Annotated in this window: 14 protein-coding genes and 1 tRNA gene; 7 read left to right on the top strand and 8 right to left on the bottom strand. The window is 53.4% G+C overall.

Annotated features, from left to right (window positions below; translation table 11 throughout):
* Nucleotides 1-132: 132 nt before the first annotated feature.
* Genes infB through rimP form a run of 3 tightly spaced genes read right to left on the bottom strand, consistent with a single transcriptional unit; the run spans nucleotide 133 to nucleotide 4,888 of the window.
* On the bottom strand, nucleotides 133-2,901 hold the full coding sequence (gene infB, locus HMPREF3107_RS08410; protein WP_070454909.1) for a translation initiation factor IF-2: 2,769 nt from the start codon (nucleotides 2,899-2,901) through the stop codon (nucleotides 133-135).
* 14 nt (nucleotides 2,902-2,915) lie between these two features.
* Entirely contained in the window at nucleotides 2,916-4,418 is a 1,503-nt protein-coding gene (gene nusA, locus HMPREF3107_RS08405; RefSeq protein ID WP_070454908.1) for a transcription termination factor NusA, read from the bottom strand.
* 38 nt (nucleotides 4,419-4,456) lie between these two features.
* On the bottom strand, nucleotides 4,457-4,888 hold the full coding sequence (gene rimP, locus HMPREF3107_RS08400; RefSeq protein WP_070454954.1) for a ribosome maturation factor RimP: 432 nt from the start codon (nucleotides 4,886-4,888) through the stop codon (nucleotides 4,457-4,459).
* 290 nt (nucleotides 4,889-5,178) lie between these two features.
* Between rimP and serC the strand changes: the two genes are divergently transcribed.
* Nucleotides 5,179-6,279, top strand: coding sequence for a 3-phosphoserine/phosphohydroxythreonine transaminase (gene serC / locus HMPREF3107_RS08395; RefSeq protein ID WP_070454907.1), 1,101 nt, complete (start codon nucleotides 5,179-5,181; stop codon nucleotides 6,277-6,279).
* A 736-nt stretch (nucleotides 6,280-7,015) separates the two neighbouring features.
* On the opposite strand, the gene lnt is transcribed toward serC, so the two are convergent.
* Complete coding sequence (gene lnt / locus HMPREF3107_RS08390; RefSeq protein ID WP_070454953.1) at nucleotides 7,016-8,563, bottom strand: apolipoprotein N-acyltransferase; 1,548 nt, start codon at nucleotides 8,561-8,563, stop codon at nucleotides 7,016-7,018.
* Between the two features lie 443 nt (nucleotides 8,564-9,006).
* On the opposite strand from lnt, the gene HMPREF3107_RS08385 reads away from it, so the two are divergent.
* The 3 genes from HMPREF3107_RS08385 to HMPREF3107_RS12175 all read left to right on the top strand — a co-directional run bounded on the left by HMPREF3107_RS08385 (nucleotide 9,007) and on the right by HMPREF3107_RS12175 (nucleotide 10,768).
* Nucleotides 9,007-9,210, top strand: a complete 204-nt coding sequence (locus tag HMPREF3107_RS08385; RefSeq protein WP_070454906.1) for a heavy-metal-associated domain-containing protein — start codon at nucleotides 9,007-9,009, stop codon at nucleotides 9,208-9,210.
* 98 nt (nucleotides 9,211-9,308) lie between these two features.
* Nucleotides 9,309-10,499: a succinyldiaminopimelate transaminase gene (gene dapC / locus HMPREF3107_RS08380; RefSeq protein ID WP_070454952.1), complete on the top strand. Its 1,191-nt coding sequence runs from the start codon at nucleotides 9,309-9,311 to the stop codon at nucleotides 10,497-10,499.
* Between the two features lie 92 nt (nucleotides 10,500-10,591).
* Nucleotides 10,592-10,768, top strand: coding sequence for a hypothetical protein (locus HMPREF3107_RS12175; RefSeq protein WP_168160538.1), 177 nt, complete (start codon nucleotides 10,592-10,594; stop codon nucleotides 10,766-10,768).
* On the opposite strand, the gene HMPREF3107_RS08375 is transcribed toward HMPREF3107_RS12175, so the two are convergent.
* From HMPREF3107_RS08375 to HMPREF3107_RS08360, 4 genes are all read right to left on the bottom strand, one after another.
* Entirely contained in the window at nucleotides 10,720-11,883 is a 1,164-nt protein-coding gene (locus HMPREF3107_RS08375) for an NnrS family protein (protein WP_070454903.1), read from the bottom strand. The two genes, HMPREF3107_RS12175 and HMPREF3107_RS08375, sit on opposite strands and share 49 nt — an antisense overlap.
* Nucleotides 11,884-11,976: 93 nt before the next feature.
* Nucleotides 11,977-12,681, bottom strand: coding sequence for a hypothetical protein (locus HMPREF3107_RS08370; protein WP_070454902.1), 705 nt, complete (start codon nucleotides 12,679-12,681; stop codon nucleotides 11,977-11,979).
* Between the two features lie 40 nt (nucleotides 12,682-12,721).
* On the bottom strand, nucleotides 12,722-13,372 hold the full coding sequence (gene hisG / locus HMPREF3107_RS08365; RefSeq protein ID WP_070454901.1) for an ATP phosphoribosyltransferase: 651 nt from the start codon (nucleotides 13,370-13,372) through the stop codon (nucleotides 12,722-12,724).
* Nucleotides 13,373-13,456: 84 nt separating this feature from the next.
* Nucleotides 13,457-14,143 carry an SCO family protein gene (locus HMPREF3107_RS08360; RefSeq protein ID WP_070454900.1) on the bottom strand — a complete coding sequence of 229 codons (687 nt, stop codon included), beginning with the start codon at nucleotides 14,141-14,143 and terminating at the stop codon, nucleotides 13,457-13,459.
* Nucleotides 14,144-14,365: 222 nt separating this feature from the next.
* Here HMPREF3107_RS08360 and HMPREF3107_RS08355 point away from each other — a divergent pair.
* The 3 genes from HMPREF3107_RS08355 (at nucleotide 14,366) to fic (ending at nucleotide 16,823) form a co-directional block, all read left to right on the top strand.
* Nucleotides 14,366-14,450 (top strand) — tRNA-Leu (locus HMPREF3107_RS08355).
* A 220-nt stretch (nucleotides 14,451-14,670) separates the two neighbouring features.
* Entirely contained in the window at nucleotides 14,671-15,711 is a 1,041-nt protein-coding gene (locus HMPREF3107_RS08350; RefSeq protein ID WP_070454898.1) for a tyrosine-type recombinase/integrase, read from the top strand.
* Between the two features lie 2 nt (nucleotides 15,712-15,713).
* A complete protein-coding gene (gene fic, locus HMPREF3107_RS08345) occupies nucleotides 15,714-16,823 on the top strand; it encodes a protein adenylyltransferase Fic (RefSeq protein WP_070454895.1) in 1,110 nt (369 codons plus the stop codon).
* Nucleotides 16,824-17,024: the final 201 nt, after the last annotated feature.

Below are 17,024 nucleotides of genomic sequence, written 5' to 3'. Positions count from 1 at the left end.
AGATAGTACGGCAAGGCGAGACAACGCCGTACCTGGTTTAAATTTAATCCACTATACATCATTGAAAAATGTTTGTCGGATATAAAAAGGCCGTCTGAAAAGTTTTCAGACGGCCTTTGGTTATGTGTGTGTTTACAGCGAGCGGGCAACTTCGACGATGTCGAAGCATTCCAGTACGTCGCCTTCCATGATGTCGTTGTAGCCTTTGATCATCAGGCCGCATTCGAAGCCCATGCGGACTTCTTTGACGTCGTCTTTGTAGCGTTTGAGCGAGGACAGTTCGCCGCTGTGGACAACTACGTTGTTGCGGATGAGGCGGATATGGGAATCGCGTTTGACCACGCCGTCGGTAACCATACAGCCGCCGATGTTGCCGACTTTCGATACGCTGATGACTTGGCGGATTTCCACCGTACCGGTAACTTGCTCTTTTTCTTCCGGAGACAGCATGCCGCTCATGGCCGCTTTCACATCGTCGATGGCATCATAGATGATGTTGTAGTAGCGGATTTCCACGTCTTCATTTTCGGCCAGTTTACGGGCGGATGCATCCGCGCGCACGTTGAAGCCGATGATGAACGCGCCCGAAGCAATCGCCAAATTGACGTCGCTTTCGGTAATGCCGCCCACGCCGCTGTGCAGGACTTGCACGCGTACTTCGTCGGTAGACAATTTTTGCAGGCTGCCCGCGAGTGCTTCGTAGGAACCCTGTACGTCGGCCTTGATGATGACCGATAGGTTCTGCACTTGGCCTTCGCCCATGTTGCTGAACATGTTTTCCAGCTTGGCGGCCTGTTGTTTGGCCAGGCGCACGTCGCGGAATTTGCCTTGGCGGAAGAGGGCGATTTCGCGTGCTTTTTTCTCGTCGGCCAACACGATGGCGTCTTCGCCGGCATTGGGTACATCCGACAAACCGAGGATTTCCACCGGGATGGACGGGCCGGCTTCGGTAATGGCTTTGCCGTTTTCGTCCATCATGGCACGGATTTTGCCGAAGGCTGTTCCGGCCAGCAGCATGTCGCCTTTTTTCAATGTGCCGCTTTGTACCAGCAACGTGGCTACCGCGCCGCGTCCTTTGTCCAGACGGGCTTCGACGATGATGCCTTTGGCGGGTGCTTCCACCGGTGCAGTCAGTTCCAATACTTCGGCTTCAAGCAAGACGGCTTCGAGCAATGCGTCGATATTGATACCTTTTTTGGCCGATACATCGATAAACTGTGTAGTGCCGCCCCAATCGTCTGGAATGACTTCGTGTTGGGTCAGCTCTTGACGGATGCGTTCCGGATTGGCGGCCTCCTTATCGATTTTGTTCACTGCAACCACAATCGGTACGCCTGCCGCTTTGGCGTGGGCAATGGCCTCTACGGTTTGCGGCATCACGCCGTCGTCGGCGGCAACCACCAGAATCACGATGTCGGTGGCTTTGGCACCGCGTGCACGCATGGCGGTAAACGCTTCGTGACCCGGGGTATCCAAGAAGGTAACTACGCCGCGCGGGGTTTGAACGTGATATGCACCGATGTGCTGGGTAATGCCGCCCGCTTCGCCTTGAACCACTTTGGCGCGGCGGATGTAGTCGAGCAGCGAGGTTTTACCGTGGTCGACGTGACCCATCACGGTAACAACGGGCGGACGAGGCAGGGCTTTCGCTTCGATGAGTTCCTCTCCTTCGTCCAAGAAGGCTTCAGGATCGTCGGCAGCGGCGGGTTTGCCGACGTGGCCGAGTTCTTCTACCACAATCAGGGCGGTATCTTGGTCTATGGATTGGTTGATGGTTACCATCATGCCCATTTTCATCAGGGCTTTAACCACTTCCACGCCTTTGACGGCCATTTTGTGTGCCAAATCGGCGACAGTGATGGTTTCCGGAACCAAGACTTCGTGAACGACAGGTTCGGTAGGTGCTTGGAAGGCGTGTTGGTTCGGCTCGAGTTTGAGTTTTTTGCCTTTTTTGCCACCGCGTACGCGCTCTTCATCACCGCTGCCGCGCGCATTGCGGTCGCGTCCGCCTTTGCCGCCTTTGCCTTTGGCATTGCGGCTTTGACCTTCATCATCGTGATGATTGCGGCGTTCGTCCTTTTTACGGCTGCCGCTGCTCGGATTGGTCTCGGATGCCGCAGCAGGTGCGGAAGCCGGTTTGTTTGCCGATGCCGACAGGGGTTTTTTCTCGCTCGGTTTGGCGGTGCGCTGTTCACCGGCTTTGCTTGCACGCGCTTCTTCCGCCGCCTGTTTTTTGGCGGCTTCACGCCGTTCCTGGCGTTCTTGGCGCTCCTGTTTTTCTCTCAACAGCGCAGCCTGGTGTTCGCGGAAGGCCTGGGCGCGGCGTTCTTCTTCGGCACGACGCTCGGCTTCGGCGGCATTGACGACTTCTACCGGTTGCGGCGGGGTTTTGGCTTTTTTCTCCCAGCCTTTTTTAGCCGGTTTGGTTTCCTGTCCGGTTTTTTCTTCTTTCGGCTCGGCCGGTTCGGGTGAGGCCGTCTGAAGATCCGCTGTTGCCGCTTTTTCAACCTCTTGAGCTTTACGCTGTTCGGCTGCGGCGCGTACTTTGGCTGCTTCGGCTTCCGCCGCCGCTTTGGCCGCCTCGGCTTCGGCAGCGGCTTCTTGCGCCGCTTTTTCCTGCGCGGCTTTGGCGGCAGCGAGTTGTTCGTCAGCGGAAGGGACGACTACTTTCCGGCTGCGTCGGCGTTCGACCGCTACGCCGTCAACCGTGGTTTTTTCGACCTTGGTGCGGTTGATGCGGATGGTGCCGACGGTTTGCGCGCTTAATTGTGCTTTGTCGGCATCGGTCAGCATGTCGCTGCCGCTGTTTTTGTTGATGCCGTGCTTCTTCAGGTGCTCCAGCATCCGCTCCACCGACATTTTCGATTCGGCTGCAAATTGTTCTACTGTGCTGTTACTCATACGACAGCCCCTCCTTATTGTTCGTCTGTTTCAAACCAGTGTGCCCGGGCGGCAAGAATGATTTTTTCTGCTTCGCCGGGTTCTACACCGGTAATTTCACGCAATTCGTCTATCGACAGTTCTGCCAGACCGTCGCGCGTTGTGATGCTGGCCTGTGCCAGGTCGCGCAGCAGGTCTTCGTCTATACCGTCCAGTGTGCGGAGGTCTTCGGCGATTTCTTCCAGTTTTTCTTCTTGCGCCATCGCCTGGGTGAGGATGGCGTCGCGGGCGCGGTTGCGCAATGTATCGACGGTGGCGGCATCGAAACCGATTTCTTCCAGTTCTTCAGACGGCACATAGGCGATTTCCTCCAATGAGGCAAAGCCTTCCTGTACCAAAACATCGGCCGTTTCTTCATCGACATCCAGGTGTTCGGTAAACAGGCTGCGCAGCGCGGCATCTTCGGCGGCATGACGCTCTTCGGCTTCCGTAACAGTCATGATGTTGAGCTGCCAGCCGGTGAGGTCGGCGGCCAGGCGGACGTTTTGTCCGCCCCGGCCGATGGCCAATGCCAATTGGTCTTCGGCAACGATGACATCGACTGCATGATGGTCTTCATCAATCACAATGCGGCTGACTTCTGCAGGCGACAGTGCGTTGATGACGAATTGCGCCGTATCCGGCGACCACAGTACTACGTCAATGCGTTCGCCGCCGATTTCGTTGGTAACGGCATTGACGCGGCTGCCGCGTACGCCGATACAGGTTCCCTGGGGATCGATGCGCTGGTCGTTGGCTTTGACGGCGATTTTGGCGCGATGGCCGGGATCGCGTGCGGCTTCTCGGATTTCCAGCAGGCCGTCTGCAATTTCCGGTACTTCCTGTTCAAACAGTTTGGCCAGGAATTCGCGCGAGGTGCGACTGAGGATGACTTGTTTGCGTCCGGATTGGCCGACTTCTTCAACGCGCAAGAATAGGGCACGGATGCGGTCGCCGCTACGGAAATTTTCGCGCGGAATGGATTGGTCGCGCGGGATGAGCGCGTCCAGTTTGCCCGGAACGAGTTCTACGATGATGCCGTGGCGTTCAACCCTTTTCACTGTTCCGATAACGATGTCTTCCCGGGTGGCGAGGAAGTCGTTCAGGACTTTTTCGCGTTCGGCATCGCGGATGCGTTGCAGGATAATCTGCTTGGCCGTCATTGCGGCTTGGCGGCCGAAGCCTTCGTTTTCGATTTGCTCTTCGTAGTATTCGCCGATTTGGATGGTGGTGCCGGGGATTTCTTCTTGGATTTCCTCAATGGTTTTTTCCACATCGGGATAGGTGTAATCCTCATCGGCCACAATCAGCCAGCGGCGGAAGGTGCGGTGTTCGCCGGTATTCCGGTCGATTTCGACGCGCACATCCATGTGTTCTCGGCCGGCTTTTTTCTTTGCAGCCGTGGATAGGGCGAATTCCAGTGCGTCAAACACTACGTCGGTGTCTACATTCTTTTCGCTGGCCAATGCTTCGGCCAGTTGCAGCATTTCGCGACTCATGTTTTATCTCCTAAAAATGTTTCCGATTAATTGTGTTATTAAAATTTAAATTCCGGTTTTAAGCGGGCTTTGTCGATATTGTTGATTTCGATGGAGGCGGTCTTGCCGTCGAAAGAGAGTGTAACGATATCGTTTTCACACGCTTCGATACGGCCGATAAAGTTTTTCTGTCCGTCTATCGGCAGGCGGGTTTTGATTTTTGCCTGCTGTCCGGCAAAGCGGACGAAATCTGACGCTTTTTTCAGCGGGCGGTCGAGGCCCGGGCTGGAGATTTCGAGGTTTTTGTAGTCTACGTCTTCCACCATAAACAGGCGGCTGAGGTGGTTGCTGACTGTGGCGCAGTCTTCGACGGTAATTCCGCCTTCTTTGTCAATAAAGACCCGCAAGATGCCTTGCGCCGTCAGCTCGAAATCCACCAGTTCGTAACCCAAACCCGGCAGGGTTTTATCCAATATTTGTTGAATGTCCATTTTTCCTTCCGGAGAAAATAAAAAAATGGCCCGATGGCCATTTCTCAGTTTGACTTGAAAAATTTTGCGGATTATATCGTGTTTGGACAGAAAAGAAAAGCGGTTAAATTTCAGCGGTTTCAGACGGCCTTGATTTTTTGCGCGGTGGTCGGGTTTCTTGCCGAAACTGTTTGCCGGGCATAAAATCAGGCGCTTTACGAGGCCGTCTGAAAGCATAGTTTCAATATGGTTCAAACAGACGGTGGAAACGCCATCCCGTAAACGGGAAAGTCAGAATAGAGAGTCCGAACATGAATACCGTCTACAATTTTTCCGCCGGTCCCGCCGTGCTGCCGGCTGCCGTATTGCACACCGCGCAACAGGAAATGCTCGATTACAACGGTACCGGCATCCCGGTGATGAGTATGAGCCATCGTTCCGCCGAGTTTCAAAGCATCCTTTATCATGCCGAACAGGATTTGCGCCTGCTTTTAAATGTGCCGGACCATTACAAAATATTGTTCCTGCAAGGGGGGGCGAGTGCGCAATTTAGCCAGGTGGCAATGAACTTCTCCCACGGTTTCAAACGGATAGATTCGGTGGTTACCGGGAATTGGTCGCAAACCGCGCACCGGCAGATGGAAAAATCCACAGCGGCGGGAATCCATTTGGCTGCGCACGGCGGTACGCAATATGATTACTGCGACCTGCCGCCCGTAAACGAGTGGGATATAAGCAAGGATTCGGCTTTTGTCCATTTTGTTGCCAACGAAACCGTACACGGCCTGCAATACAGGCAGATGCCCAAGCTTTCAGACGGCTTCCCTCCTTTGATATGCGATATGTCTTCCGAAATCCTGTCCCGGCCGATTGATGTCGCCGATTTCGGCGTGATTTATGCGGGTGCGCAAAAAAATCTCGGTCCGGCAGGCGTAACCATCGTCATCATTCGAGAGGATTTGCTGGAACGCTGTCCGGATTCGGTACCGGCGGTGTGGAATTACAAGGCACATGTTGAAAAGCAAGGTATGTACAACACGCCGGCGACCTATCCGATTTATATTGCGGGATTGGTACTGCGCTGGTTGCAGACTCAGGGCGGCGTTGGGCAAATGGCGTTTATCAACCGCCGCAAGGCCGATATGTTGTACCGTGCGATAGACGGCAGCGGCGGTTTTTATCGAAATGCAATACATCCGGACGCACGTTCGCAGATGAACGTTATCTTTAGCACGGGAGATGCGGGATTGGACGAACGTTTCGCGCAGGAGGCGGCATTGTGCGGATTGCGCCAACTGAAAGGCTATAAAACGTTGGGCGGTATGCGCGCCAGCATTTATAACGCCATGCCGATAGAAGGCGTGGCCGCGCTGGTGGAATTTATGGCCGATTTCCAAAGAAAGAATGGCTGATTGCTTTTTAGGCGGCATGGGACCGTCTGAACAGGGGCTTTCATAGGAAATAAGGTGGATTTTCCGTTTGAAACGATTTTAGGGTGAAGTCGCAATCGCTTTCTATACTTAATATTGGGCGTCGTGCTTATTTTGGAATACCCTGTTTTGATTATTTGTTGCAAAACGAACAGAAAAGAATATGGCGGAGTGTGGCTAAAAAGAGGCAGATTATTTTTTATAGGCAGCAAAAAATTTGACGGCAGATGGTTTTTTGCTCATAATCCGCTTTGTTAAGTCGCTGGTTGCGGCTTAACTAGTTTCTCCTCTATTTCTCCTTTGTAGACTTGGCACACATTTGAAAAAATGTGTGCATTTTTTTGTCTAGAGTAATTTTTGATTGAAACTGAAAAAATAAAACTCGATTTTATTTATTTTTCCTTTTTTGTATATTTTTTGATAAGAATAGTGCTGTTATTGCAAAAAAGAAGGAAGGGCTTGACCGGAAATGGGTTCCACAAGATAATTATACCCGTTAAGTGGCTTGCAATAGCGGCTTAACAGTTTCTCCTCTATTTCTCCTTTGTAGACTTGGCACACATTTGAAAAAATGTGTGCATTTTTTTGCATAAATTTTTTGCCTAAAATCTCAGGGTGCCGTAAAACTGTTGAGGCAAAGTTTTTGTAATGACTATAAAAATACCGGAGCCATCAAGTGGTTCCGGTATTTTTTATCTGCTTCACTTGAAGGCTTTCTTTATCTGCTTCGTTTGAGCCCGACAGCCAGAAAAACCGCCGCGAATACGGATAATAGGCCGATGAACGGCAAAGAACCGCCCAAACGCATATAAGGTGTTTCTCCCTGATAGCCTTGAATTTCTTCTTTCAATACGGTTGCGGTATTAGTGGGTGCCATGGCAACGATGCGTCCTTTGTTGTCTACGATGGCGGTCGCGCCGGTATTGGTGGCTCTGGCCATGTAACGGCCCAGTTCCAATGCGCGCGCTTGCGATTGCTGCAGATGTTGGAACATGGCATTGGAGTCGCCGTACCAAGCCAAGTTGCTGGCGTTGGCGAGCAGGGTGGATTGTTTGGCAGAGGCGATTAAATCGTCGCCGAAACCGTCTTCATAACAAATATTAAATGCTACCTGTTGGTTTTTCATGGGAAACGGTTTTTGCGCCTCTCCGCCGTGCAGAATATCGGACAAGGGCATATCCATCATTTGATAGAGCGGGGCGGTTAAGGACTGCAGGGGTTTGTATTCGCCGAAAGGAACCAAGTGGTTTTTGGCGTAAAACGGAATATTGGCCGCTCCTATGCGGTAATCGGTCAGATTGACGACGGCATTTTGATAATTCATACCGTCAGCCGTGTATTGCATGGTGCCGACAGCTAAGGCGCTGCCGTTTTGACGGGCCTGTTCGGCAAATTCTGCAATGATGTGGTCAGGCAGTTCTTGGAGCATCACGGGGAATGCCGTTTCGGGCAGGATGACGATATCGGCATGCGTGTCGGCGATTTGTCGGAAATAACGATCCAAAGTCGGCAGGACTTGGTCGTTGCGGAATTTTAAGTGTTGTTCGATATTGCCTTGAGCCAGGGCGACGGTGGCGGTTTGTCCTGTGGGTTGGGTGAAATCGGTTTGCTTGGCGATATGGCCGCCGAATAATAATGCCGCAACGGCGCAGGCAAGGGCCAAGCGTTTTTTCAGACGGCCTTTGTTGTCCACCAGTAAAACCAGCCATGCACCGAGTAACGCGGTGGCGAATGTAACCAAATGAATGCCGCCCAAAGGAGCGAAACCGGCCAGTGGGGCGTGGTCGGCAATTTGGGAATAACCCAATGCCCCCCAGCCGAATCCGGTCAGCAAACGTTCGCGGGCAAATTCCGCCAATGTCCAAAAAACCGGCAGTGCAAGGCCGGTATGCAGCCAACGGTTTAAACGGATGCGGTTCCAGAGCCAAACGGCGGTGGCGGGGAATAGTGCCAGATAGGCCGGCAGCAGCATGGTGAGGGGGAGGGCGTAGAGATTGGGCAGGCCGGAAACGTCGTGCAGGGCGGTGTGTATCCAATAAAACTGAACGGTATAGGCAACCAGGCCAAACAGGTAGGCACTGCGGGTTCGAACGTCGGGACGGAGCTCCAACAGGCGGATGAAGGCCGCGAACAACAAAGGCATCAGCCAGAAATGGTAGTAGGGGGCGAAAGTGAGCGGCGTGGCGGCGGCCAGCAGGGGAATCAGCAGCCAATATACGGGCGGGCGGCACCAGAAAGCTTCGAGTTTGGAAAAGATACCGGTCATGATGTGTTTAATGGGATTGTTTGGAAAACGGTGCCGCATTGTACAGAAAATTACTTGAGAGGGTGGCGTATCGCCGGACGGTTGCCTGCCGGTTTGCCAACCGGATTTCGGCAAGTGCGGTAAAGATTCGTATGGTTATGAAAATATTATATCTTCGGCTGATTCGGGGAAATCAAATATTATTTATGACAAATAATGCCTTATATGTTTTTGAACGTGGAATATTGTGCCTGTCTGCATGAAATATGTTTAAACAAAATAGACAAAGCCTGCAATTAAAGGCAAAATCAAAGACATGCTTTCCAAGCGCATCTGCCAAGCTGTGAGTGACAGGGAAGACAGATTACACCGCAGCACTCAAATTTTCCGAGACAATAACAATGATGTCGGGAAAGCTGATGGATTACTCATTTTTATTGGATATCTTTTAAAGAGGTAAAAATATGCCGCAAATGAAATTTGACGTTACCGGGATGAGCAGCAAGGAAGATTCCCGCAAATTGATTACCCAAGCTGAAGCCGTGCCGAATGTCCGCATGGTGAACGCGAATTTTGAAACCGGTGTGGTGGTGATTACCCACGGTGAAGGTTTGGATGTGGATGCCGTGAAAAAAGCCATTGCCGATGCAGGCTTTAGCGTAGCCTAAGGCAATAACCGATTGAAGGCCGTCTGAAAACAGTTTTTCAGACGGCCTTTTCCTTCTGTTAGAATCCTGCCGGATTACAACCAGCCATTTTGATGATTATGAATTCCCTGTTGAAACAACTCAAACCCTATCCCTTCGCCCGTTTGCGCGAGGCTTTGCAAGGCATCAATCCGCCCGACGGCCTGGTGCCGATTATGTTGCAGATCGGCGAGCCGAAGCATCCCACGCCCGCCGTGATCACCGATGCCCTGCAGGCGGCGGGCGCGGAGTTTGCCAAATATCCGCTGACCGCTGGCCTGCCCGAATTGCGCCAAGCATGCGCCCGTTGGCTGGCGCGCCGCTATGACGGCCTGCAATTGGATGCGGAAACGGAAATCCTGCCCGTGTTGGGCAGCCGCGAGGCATTGTTTTCCTTCGCCCAAGTGGTACTCGACCCTGTTGCAGATGATACCGGCGTGGTGGTTTGCCCGAATCCGTTTTATCAGATTTACGAAGGTGCCGCCCTGCTGGGTGGCGGCGAAGTCTGCTTTGCCAACAGCAGCCCGCCGCGCCACCTGCCCGACTGGCGTTGCGTTCCCGACGACGTTTGGCCGCGCGTGAAGCTGCTTTTGGTTTGCTCTCCAGACAATCCGAGCGGCAGCGTGATGAATCTTGACGACTGGCGCGAATTGTTTGCGTTGCAAGACCGATTCGGCTTTGTCATCGCTTCAGACGAATGCTATTCCGAAATTTATTTCGACAACCGCAAACCGCTGGGGGCTTTGCAGGCGGCTGAAATGCTGGGGCGCGGCCGCAAAGGGATCGTGATGTTTACCAGCCTGTCGAAACGTTCCAACGTGCCCGGCCTGCGTTCCGGCTTTGTGGCGGGTGATGCCGAACTGCTGCAATCCTTCCTGCTCTACCGCACTTACCACGGCAGCGCGATGAGTGTTCCGGTGCAGCGCGCCAGCATTGCCGCATGGGACGATGAAGCCCATGTGGCGGAAAACCGCCGTCTTTATCAGGCCAAATTCGAGCAGGTGGTGCCTGTATTGCAGCAGGTGTTCGACGTGAAAATGCCTGATGCTTCGTTTTATATCTGGCTGAAAGTGCCAGACGGGGATGATTTGGCGTTTGCGCAAAAACTATGGCGCGAGGCGGCGATACAGGTGCTGCCGGGGCGCTTTTTGGCGCGGGATACGCCGAACGGCAATCCGGGCAAAGGTTATGTGCGCATCGCCCTGGTGGCGGGCGTGGAAGAATGCGTGGAAGGTGCGCGGCGGATGGTTGCGCTATTCCGGCACGCTTGAATATAAGGGTTTGAGGCCGTCTGAAAACCGCCCGGAGTCGGGTTGCGTGTTTTCAGACGGCCTTTTGTTGTTTATGGCGGACGGATGTTGCCTTGTCAAACAAAGTGTTTATCTGCTTTGATGCATTCATCGAATCCGACAGCAAACGGAGAGGCCGTCTGAAAACGTCGGCTTATGCAAAGCGCAAAACATTTTCAGACGGCCTCTTCAAGCTCAATGCTTATCCGGGTTTGCCGTCCAAGCGCGGACGCGTCAGCCACGGGATGTAACGCCATGCGTACAGCAGCAGCGAGGCGGCGAACAATACGCCCGAACAGCGCAGGCTGTGCAGGTAGGCAGTCGGATGTACGGTCATCAGCATGATCGCAGCCAGCGTGCGGAAAAACAGTGCGCCAACCATCAGGCAGAAGGCGGTAGGCATCAGTTTCGGCGCGGGGTAGAGCTGGCGGCCGGTGTGGCCGAGGGCGGTTCGGGTCATCATGCTGACAGTCAGCAGGCCGATGCCGCCGACGGCGATAAAGTGCACGCCGGGACTCATCAGTTTCGGTATCCATTGGCCGAAACCCATGATAATTAAGCCCATGGCTGTGGCGGCGTAGCCGATGTGCAGTGTCCACAACAGCGGCTCTTTGGCCGTGCCTTTCGCCCACCAGCGCACGGTTTGAACCAGTCCGAGCAGGCCGCAGGCGATGCCGCACAATGCCGCCAACGGCAGGGCAAGGCGCAGCGTCATCAAAGCCGCCATCAGCATCGGCAAGACCAGCGGTGCCATCAACGCCCATTGCGGCGAGGCCGGTTGCGGCGTGCCTAAACGGCGGGATGTGAAGAAGCCGATGATGCGCGAACCGATCAAGCCGATAAAACCGGCCACCATGACCAGTCCGGCAAACAGGTCGTCTTGCAGCGATGCGGTGCTGCCGACCGATAGGCGCGTGTGGAAGACGGCCAGCGTGATGCCCATCAGGATGAGGGCGTATACGGCGATATAGTTGCGTTTGCTTTCGGCGGCAAAAACCGACTGGCCCATATAAAAGGCCGCCAGCCAGTAGAAGGCCGTCCCGGCCACGCCGGAGAGCAGGGCCGCGTTCGGAATGAAGGCAAACAGGCGCGCCAGCAGCCAGAGGCCGACCAGCAGGGCCAGCCGTTGCCCGCTCACGGGCGGTTTGCCCGTCCAAGTGGCGACGGCGGTCAGCAGGAAGGCGACGACCACGCCGCCCGCGTAGCCCCAAATCATTTCGTGGGCGTGCCAAAGGAATCCGGGCAGCTGCGGCGTGCCTTGATAGCCGAAGCTCCAGAGTAGGACGGAAAGTGCGCCGTAAACGGCGGTCAGTGAATAGAGCGGGCGGAAGGCCATCGCCCAAACGGGATGTTGGAAGAATTTCATTTTTTTTAATGGATTGGGTAGTGGTGGAAAGATGTTTGTGCGGCTGCGGTTTGGTTTTCAGACGGCCTGTTGATGATAGGGGCCGACTGAAAGTCAGCGGTAGCGGACGTTTTCCGCCGCATCGATTTTAATCAGGTTTTGCTCCAGCAGTGCGTCCAAATACTGTTGGGCTTCACTGCCGTGTTGCTGTGTCAGCAGGTGCAGCAGTGCGTTTTTCTTCTTCGGCCGGTTTCTCCTGATTTGCCGCAGGGTGTCGGACAATCCGGGCAGTGCGGTTTCTTCCATCTGCGGCGGCAGGGTGAGGCCGACGGTGATTTCTATTTCTTCAGCCACGCGTTTGATCAATTCGTTTTCTTCTTCTGCGGAAAGCGGCTGCGGCGGGTTTTCAGACGGCCTTTCAGACGGTCTTTCGTCGTGATACAGGAAGCTGCGGACTTTTTTGCCCAGTTTGGAACTGCTCATAATCTGCGACGCCGGATATTTTTGCTGCAAACGCTCCAGTTTTTTTTGTAGTTTTCCGCGCGGGCTGATGACGGCGATTTTGGCTTCGGGATGGCCGGACAAAATAACTTTGACCGTTTTCAGTATGGTACGGGTGAATTTGTCTTTGGGCGGGATGACCAAGTGCAATGCGGCGTTGCCCCCGCACTCAGGGCAGGTTCCGTCGGCAGAGGCGGCCAGCTTGCGGAACGGACGGGCGGTTTTCTTGTCGGCAAACAACCGGACATCATGCCTGCCGAAGGGCAGGTATTTTTTTCCGGCATCGGTTTTTACGGTATCAATCAGCAGATGTGCCATATTGCTTCCTTTCTAAAGGATGCGGTGCGGGAAGTGCCGCCTATTGTCCGATTGCGGCGGCAAATGCTTCGATAATCGGTTGCAGCCGCGCGTGTTTCACTTTCAATGCCGCCTTATTGACCACCAGGCGGCTGGAAATGTCGCAAATATGTTCCACCGCTTCGAGACGGTTGGCTTTCAGCGTGTTGCCGGTGGAGACCAAATCGACAATGGCATCCGACAGGCCGACCAGCGGTGCAAGTTCCATCGAGCCGTACAGCTTGATAATATCCACATGAACGCCTTTGGCGGCAAAGTGCTCCGCCGCAATATCGGGGTATTTGGTGGCGATGCGCAGGCGGCAGCCGGGCTGTGATGCGGCAGCGTAATCGAAGCCTTGGGGAACGGCCACCATCATGCGGCATTTGGCGATTTGCAAATCCAAAGGCTGGTACAGCCCCTCGCCGCCGTTTTCAATCAACACGTCGCGGCCGGCAATGCCGAAATCGGCAGCACCGTATCGGACATAAGTCGGAACGTCGCTGGCGCGGACGATGACCAAACGGATGTCGGCATGGTTGGTGCCGATAATCAGCTTGCGCGATTGTTCGGGGTCTTCAACCGGTTCAATGCCCGCCGCCGCGAGCAGCGGCAGGGTTTCATCGAAAATGCGCCCTTTTGACAAGGCGATGGTCAGATTTTGCTCGGACATGGTGTGTTCCTGTGGATAAGGCCGTCTGAAAATGCTATGCCTGCAACAATACGGCAGGCGTTTCAGACGGCCTGGCGCAAATGGTTAGGATTGCAGCAGTTTTTTGACGTCGGCGGCAATCTCGGTTGAAGTGCGGCCGTAATTCTCCATCAAAACGGTATTGCCTTCTTTATCCAAAACATAAGTGCCGGCAGTATGGTCGATCAAATAAATATCGGCCGACTGCTCCTGCGATTTGGACGACACCACGCGGTATTGCTGTTTGACGACCGGAATGCTTTGATCACCGGTCGCAGTCAGGCCGATAAAGTTTTTGTTGAAAGTTTTCACATATTTGTCAATTACTTCAGGCGTATCGCGTTCAGGATCGACGCTGACGAATACGACGGACACATCTTTGGCTTGCTCACCCAGCTGATCGATCACCTCGCTGTAAGTCAGCAGGCTGGCAGGGCAGACATCCGGACAGTTGGTATACCCGAAAGTCAGCAGAACGATTTTCCCTTTCAGGCTGCTGATGGCAAACGGCTTGCCGTCGCCCGAAGTCAGCGTGAAATCACCGCCGATATCGTCTTTCCTCATGTCGGTGCCGAAAAATTCACCGTGCTTGGGCGCGATTGCAGATGTGCTTGAAGCGGCAGATGCGGCAGGTTCGCCGGTAGAAGATGTGGTCGGCGAAGCAGGCTGTTGCCCGCTGTTATTCTGAGCGGCTTCCTGAGAACAGGCGGCGAGTGCAAGGGCCATTAACAGGGCTAAAGGACGGTATTTCATGATAACTCCTTTGTTCGGTTAAGAAGGAAATAGATACCGAATATTACCTTGTTTTAACAGTCAGTGGAATGAAGATGCAGGGAAAAAGGCAGTAAATTTGACGTGGGGAAAAGTTTCTACATTCTTTTACTTAATTTCTTTTATTTTCAACAGAATAAATATTATTGGCAAAATTCACTTTACAAGTATGATTTTCACGCTATAATGGCGGCTTTCCTACCTGCCCAGGTGGTGAAATTGGTAGACACAGGAGACTCAAAATCTCCCGCCGCAAGGTGTGTCGGTTCGAGTCCGACCCTGGGCACCACACTATAAAAATCAACCGCTTTCGAGCGGTTATTTTTTTGTCTAATACCGTCCAATGCCATAAACCAAATCCAATAACCACGGGGCTTGCAGGCCGATTGCCATCCTGCTTGCCCCTTCCTGATTGTCCAATCCCGCCCATTGCCGTGTAATTGAGTAAAGCGAAAACTGGGGGTATATTTGGGGGCATCTGAAAATACCCCCGAAAACATACCCCCAAAATGCCCCTAAACGACCGCCAAATTAGAAACGCCAAGCCGACCGAAGCAGGGAAGAAAGCCAAACTGTTTGACGGCGGCGGCCTGTATCTTGAAGTTACCCCCGCAGGCGGCAAAATCTTCCGCCTGAAATACCGCATAGACGGCAAAGAAAAAACACTGACCATCGGCAAATATCCCGCCGTTTCCCTTTCCGAAGCCTGCCAAGCCGCCGAAAACGCCCGCCGCCTGCTTTCAGACGGCCAAGACCCTAGCGCGGCCAAGCAACAGGAAAAGGAAGAACGCAAAGCCGCCGCCCTAAATACTTTTGAATCCATTGCCCGCCGCTGGCATTCCGACAACCTGCGCCGCTGGAAAGAGAACCACGCCGCCCGCGTGCTTCGGTATTTGGAAGCCGAAGTATTCCCCGCCATCGGCGCAATGCCGATACAGGAAATCAGGGTAACCCATATCAAAGCCCTGCTGGACGGCATCATGACGCGGGGCGTGCATAACACAGCCGAAAAAATCAGGGAATGGACGGCGGCGGTTTTCGACTATGCCGCCATGCTTGAAATCACGGAATCAAACCCCGTCCGCATATTGCGGCAGTATATCCCGCCCAAACCCGCAACCAACCGCCCCGCCCTGCCGCGCGAAGAACTGACGGAGTTTTACCGCCGCCTGATACCGGCAGACGTGGAGCATTCAAACAGAATCGGCCTGCTGCTAATCATGCTGGTGTTTGTCCGCAATACCGAACTAAGGGGCGGCAGGTGGGAGGAAATAGACTTTCAGGCGGGCACGTGGACGATATCCGCCGAACGAATGAAGCACGAAAAGACCGTCCCGAAGCCGCCGCACGTGATACCGCTGGCAGACTGGCCGCTTGAACTGCTGGCCGAACTGCGGGAGATTACGGGGCATAACCCCATGCAAATTGACTTTTACGGACTACTTCCCCGCCCATATATTTACAAAAGCCAAATTTTTAAACATATATCCTTGATATGTACGCGGCGTAAGCATATACTGGAAACGTCTTTAAATTTTCCGAAATTTTAAACATGAGCAACTGGAAGCCCGATATTCCCTATAGCGATTTACCACCCCTGCCGCCAAAGCAGGATATTGAAAGCAAAACCATTCTGAAACGTTGTATAGCCGCCCGTGCATCCCTTGCCCGTTTAAAGCAGGCGGCAGAACTGATACCTAATCAAGCCATGCTGATTAACACCCTTCCCGTTATGGAAGCCCGCGCAAGTTCGGAAATTGAAAACATCGTAACCACCACGGACAAGCTTTTTCAATCCCTGCAAATGGACACGGAACGGCAAGACCCTGCCACGAAAGAAGCCCTGCAATACCGCACCGCCCTGTTTGCAGGATATGAATCACTGACGAGCCGCCCTTTATGCACACAAACCGCCATCATGGTTTGCAACGCCATCAAGCACCCCTATGAAATGGCCATCCGCAAAACAGGCGGCACAGCCCTAAAAGGAGGCAACAGCGGAAATGTTGTCTATACCCCGCCCGAAGGAGAAGAAACCATACGCGGCAAGTTGGCAAATTGGGAGCGGTTTATTCACGAAAGCGGCGATTTAGACCCGCTTATCATCATGGCGGCGGCACATTACCAATTTGAAGCCATCCACCCGTTTACGGACGGCAACGGGCGGACGGGGCGCATATTGAACAGCCTGTTATTGATTGAAAAAGGGCTTTTGGATTTGCCTATTTTGTATTTGAGCCGCTACATTATCGAAAACAGGGCGGACTATTACCGCCTGCTTTTAGGCGTAACCGAACGGCAGGACTGGGAAAGCTGGATAATCTACATCTTAGACGGCGTAGCCGACACTGCCGATTGGACGGTAGCGAAAATAGATGCGATACGCCGCCTGTTCGAGCAGACACGGCAACATATACGGACACACGCACAAGGAATCTACACGCACGAACTGGTAAATCTTCTGTTTGAGCAGCCATATACACGCATTGCCAACCTAGAAGCGGCAGGGATAGCCAAACGGCAGACGGCCTCTAAGTACCTGAAAGAGCTTTCAGACATAGGCGTACTGCAAGAAATCGCCATCGGCAGAGACAAACTATTCATTCATCCGCGCCTAATGGAACTATTGCGGGGAGAGGGCAACAGCTTTACTTCATTCTAACCCCCTCTTCATCCCCGCATGACTAACACGGAACAGGGATTTTGACACCCGAACCGAGCCCCCTTGTATTTCCCCCGCGAAAAGCTGGCATCCGCCCGCGTATCATGGGAGCAACAAAACCCTTGCCTAAAATTTTGACTTGTGCAAATTGGGGGTATATTTGGGGGTATGTTGGAGTATTATGAAAATAAAATGTTTAAT

The sequence above is a fragment of the Neisseria sp. HMSC31F04 genome (assembly GCF_001807735.1).
Lineage (GTDB): Bacteria > Pseudomonadota > Gammaproteobacteria > Burkholderiales > Neisseriaceae > Neisseria > Neisseria elongata.
This window is presented reverse-complemented; position numbering and strand designations above follow the sequence as displayed.

Bases quoted from the DNA above. Each gene is read 5' to 3' on its own strand.
- HMPREF3107_RS08350 (WP_070454898.1), top strand. From the start codon at position 14,671: ATGCCCCTAAACGACCGCCAAATTAGAAACGCCAAGCCGACCGAAGCA.
- fic (WP_070454895.1), top strand. From the start codon at position 15,714: ATGAGCAACTGGAAGCCCGATATTCCCTATAGCGATTTACCACCCCTG.
- dapC (WP_070454952.1), top strand. From the start codon at position 9,309: ATGAATTCCCTGTTGAAACAACTCAAACCCTATCCCTTCGCCCGTTTG.
- HMPREF3107_RS08360 (WP_070454900.1), bottom strand. From the start codon at position 14,143: ATGAAATACCGTCCTTTAGCCCTGTTAATGGCCCTTGCACTCGCCGCC.
- HMPREF3107_RS08385 (WP_070454906.1), top strand. From the start codon at position 9,007: ATGCCGCAAATGAAATTTGACGTTACCGGGATGAGCAGCAAGGAAGAT.
- lnt (WP_070454953.1), bottom strand. From the start codon at position 8,563: ATGACCGGTATCTTTTCCAAACTCGAAGCTTTCTGGTGCCGCCCGCCC.
- infB (WP_070454909.1), bottom strand. From the start codon at position 2,901: ATGAGTAACAGCACAGTAGAACAATTTGCAGCCGAATCGAAAATGTCG.
- hisG (WP_070454901.1), bottom strand. From the start codon at position 13,372: ATGTCCGAGCAAAATCTGACCATCGCCTTGTCAAAAGGGCGCATTTTC.
- serC (WP_070454907.1), top strand. From the start codon at position 5,179: ATGAATACCGTCTACAATTTTTCCGCCGGTCCCGCCGTGCTGCCGGCT.
- rimP (WP_070454954.1), bottom strand. From the start codon at position 4,888: ATGGACATTCAACAAATATTGGATAAAACCCTGCCGGGTTTGGGTTAC.
- HMPREF3107_RS08370 (WP_070454902.1), bottom strand. From the start codon at position 12,681: ATGGCACATCTGCTGATTGATACCGTAAAAACCGATGCCGGAAAAAAA.
- nusA (WP_070454908.1), bottom strand. From the start codon at position 4,418: ATGAGTCGCGAAATGCTGCAACTGGCCGAAGCATTGGCCAGCGAAAAG.
- HMPREF3107_RS08375 (WP_070454903.1), bottom strand. From the start codon at position 11,883: ATGAAATTCTTCCAACATCCCGTTTGGGCGATGGCCTTCCGCCCGCTC.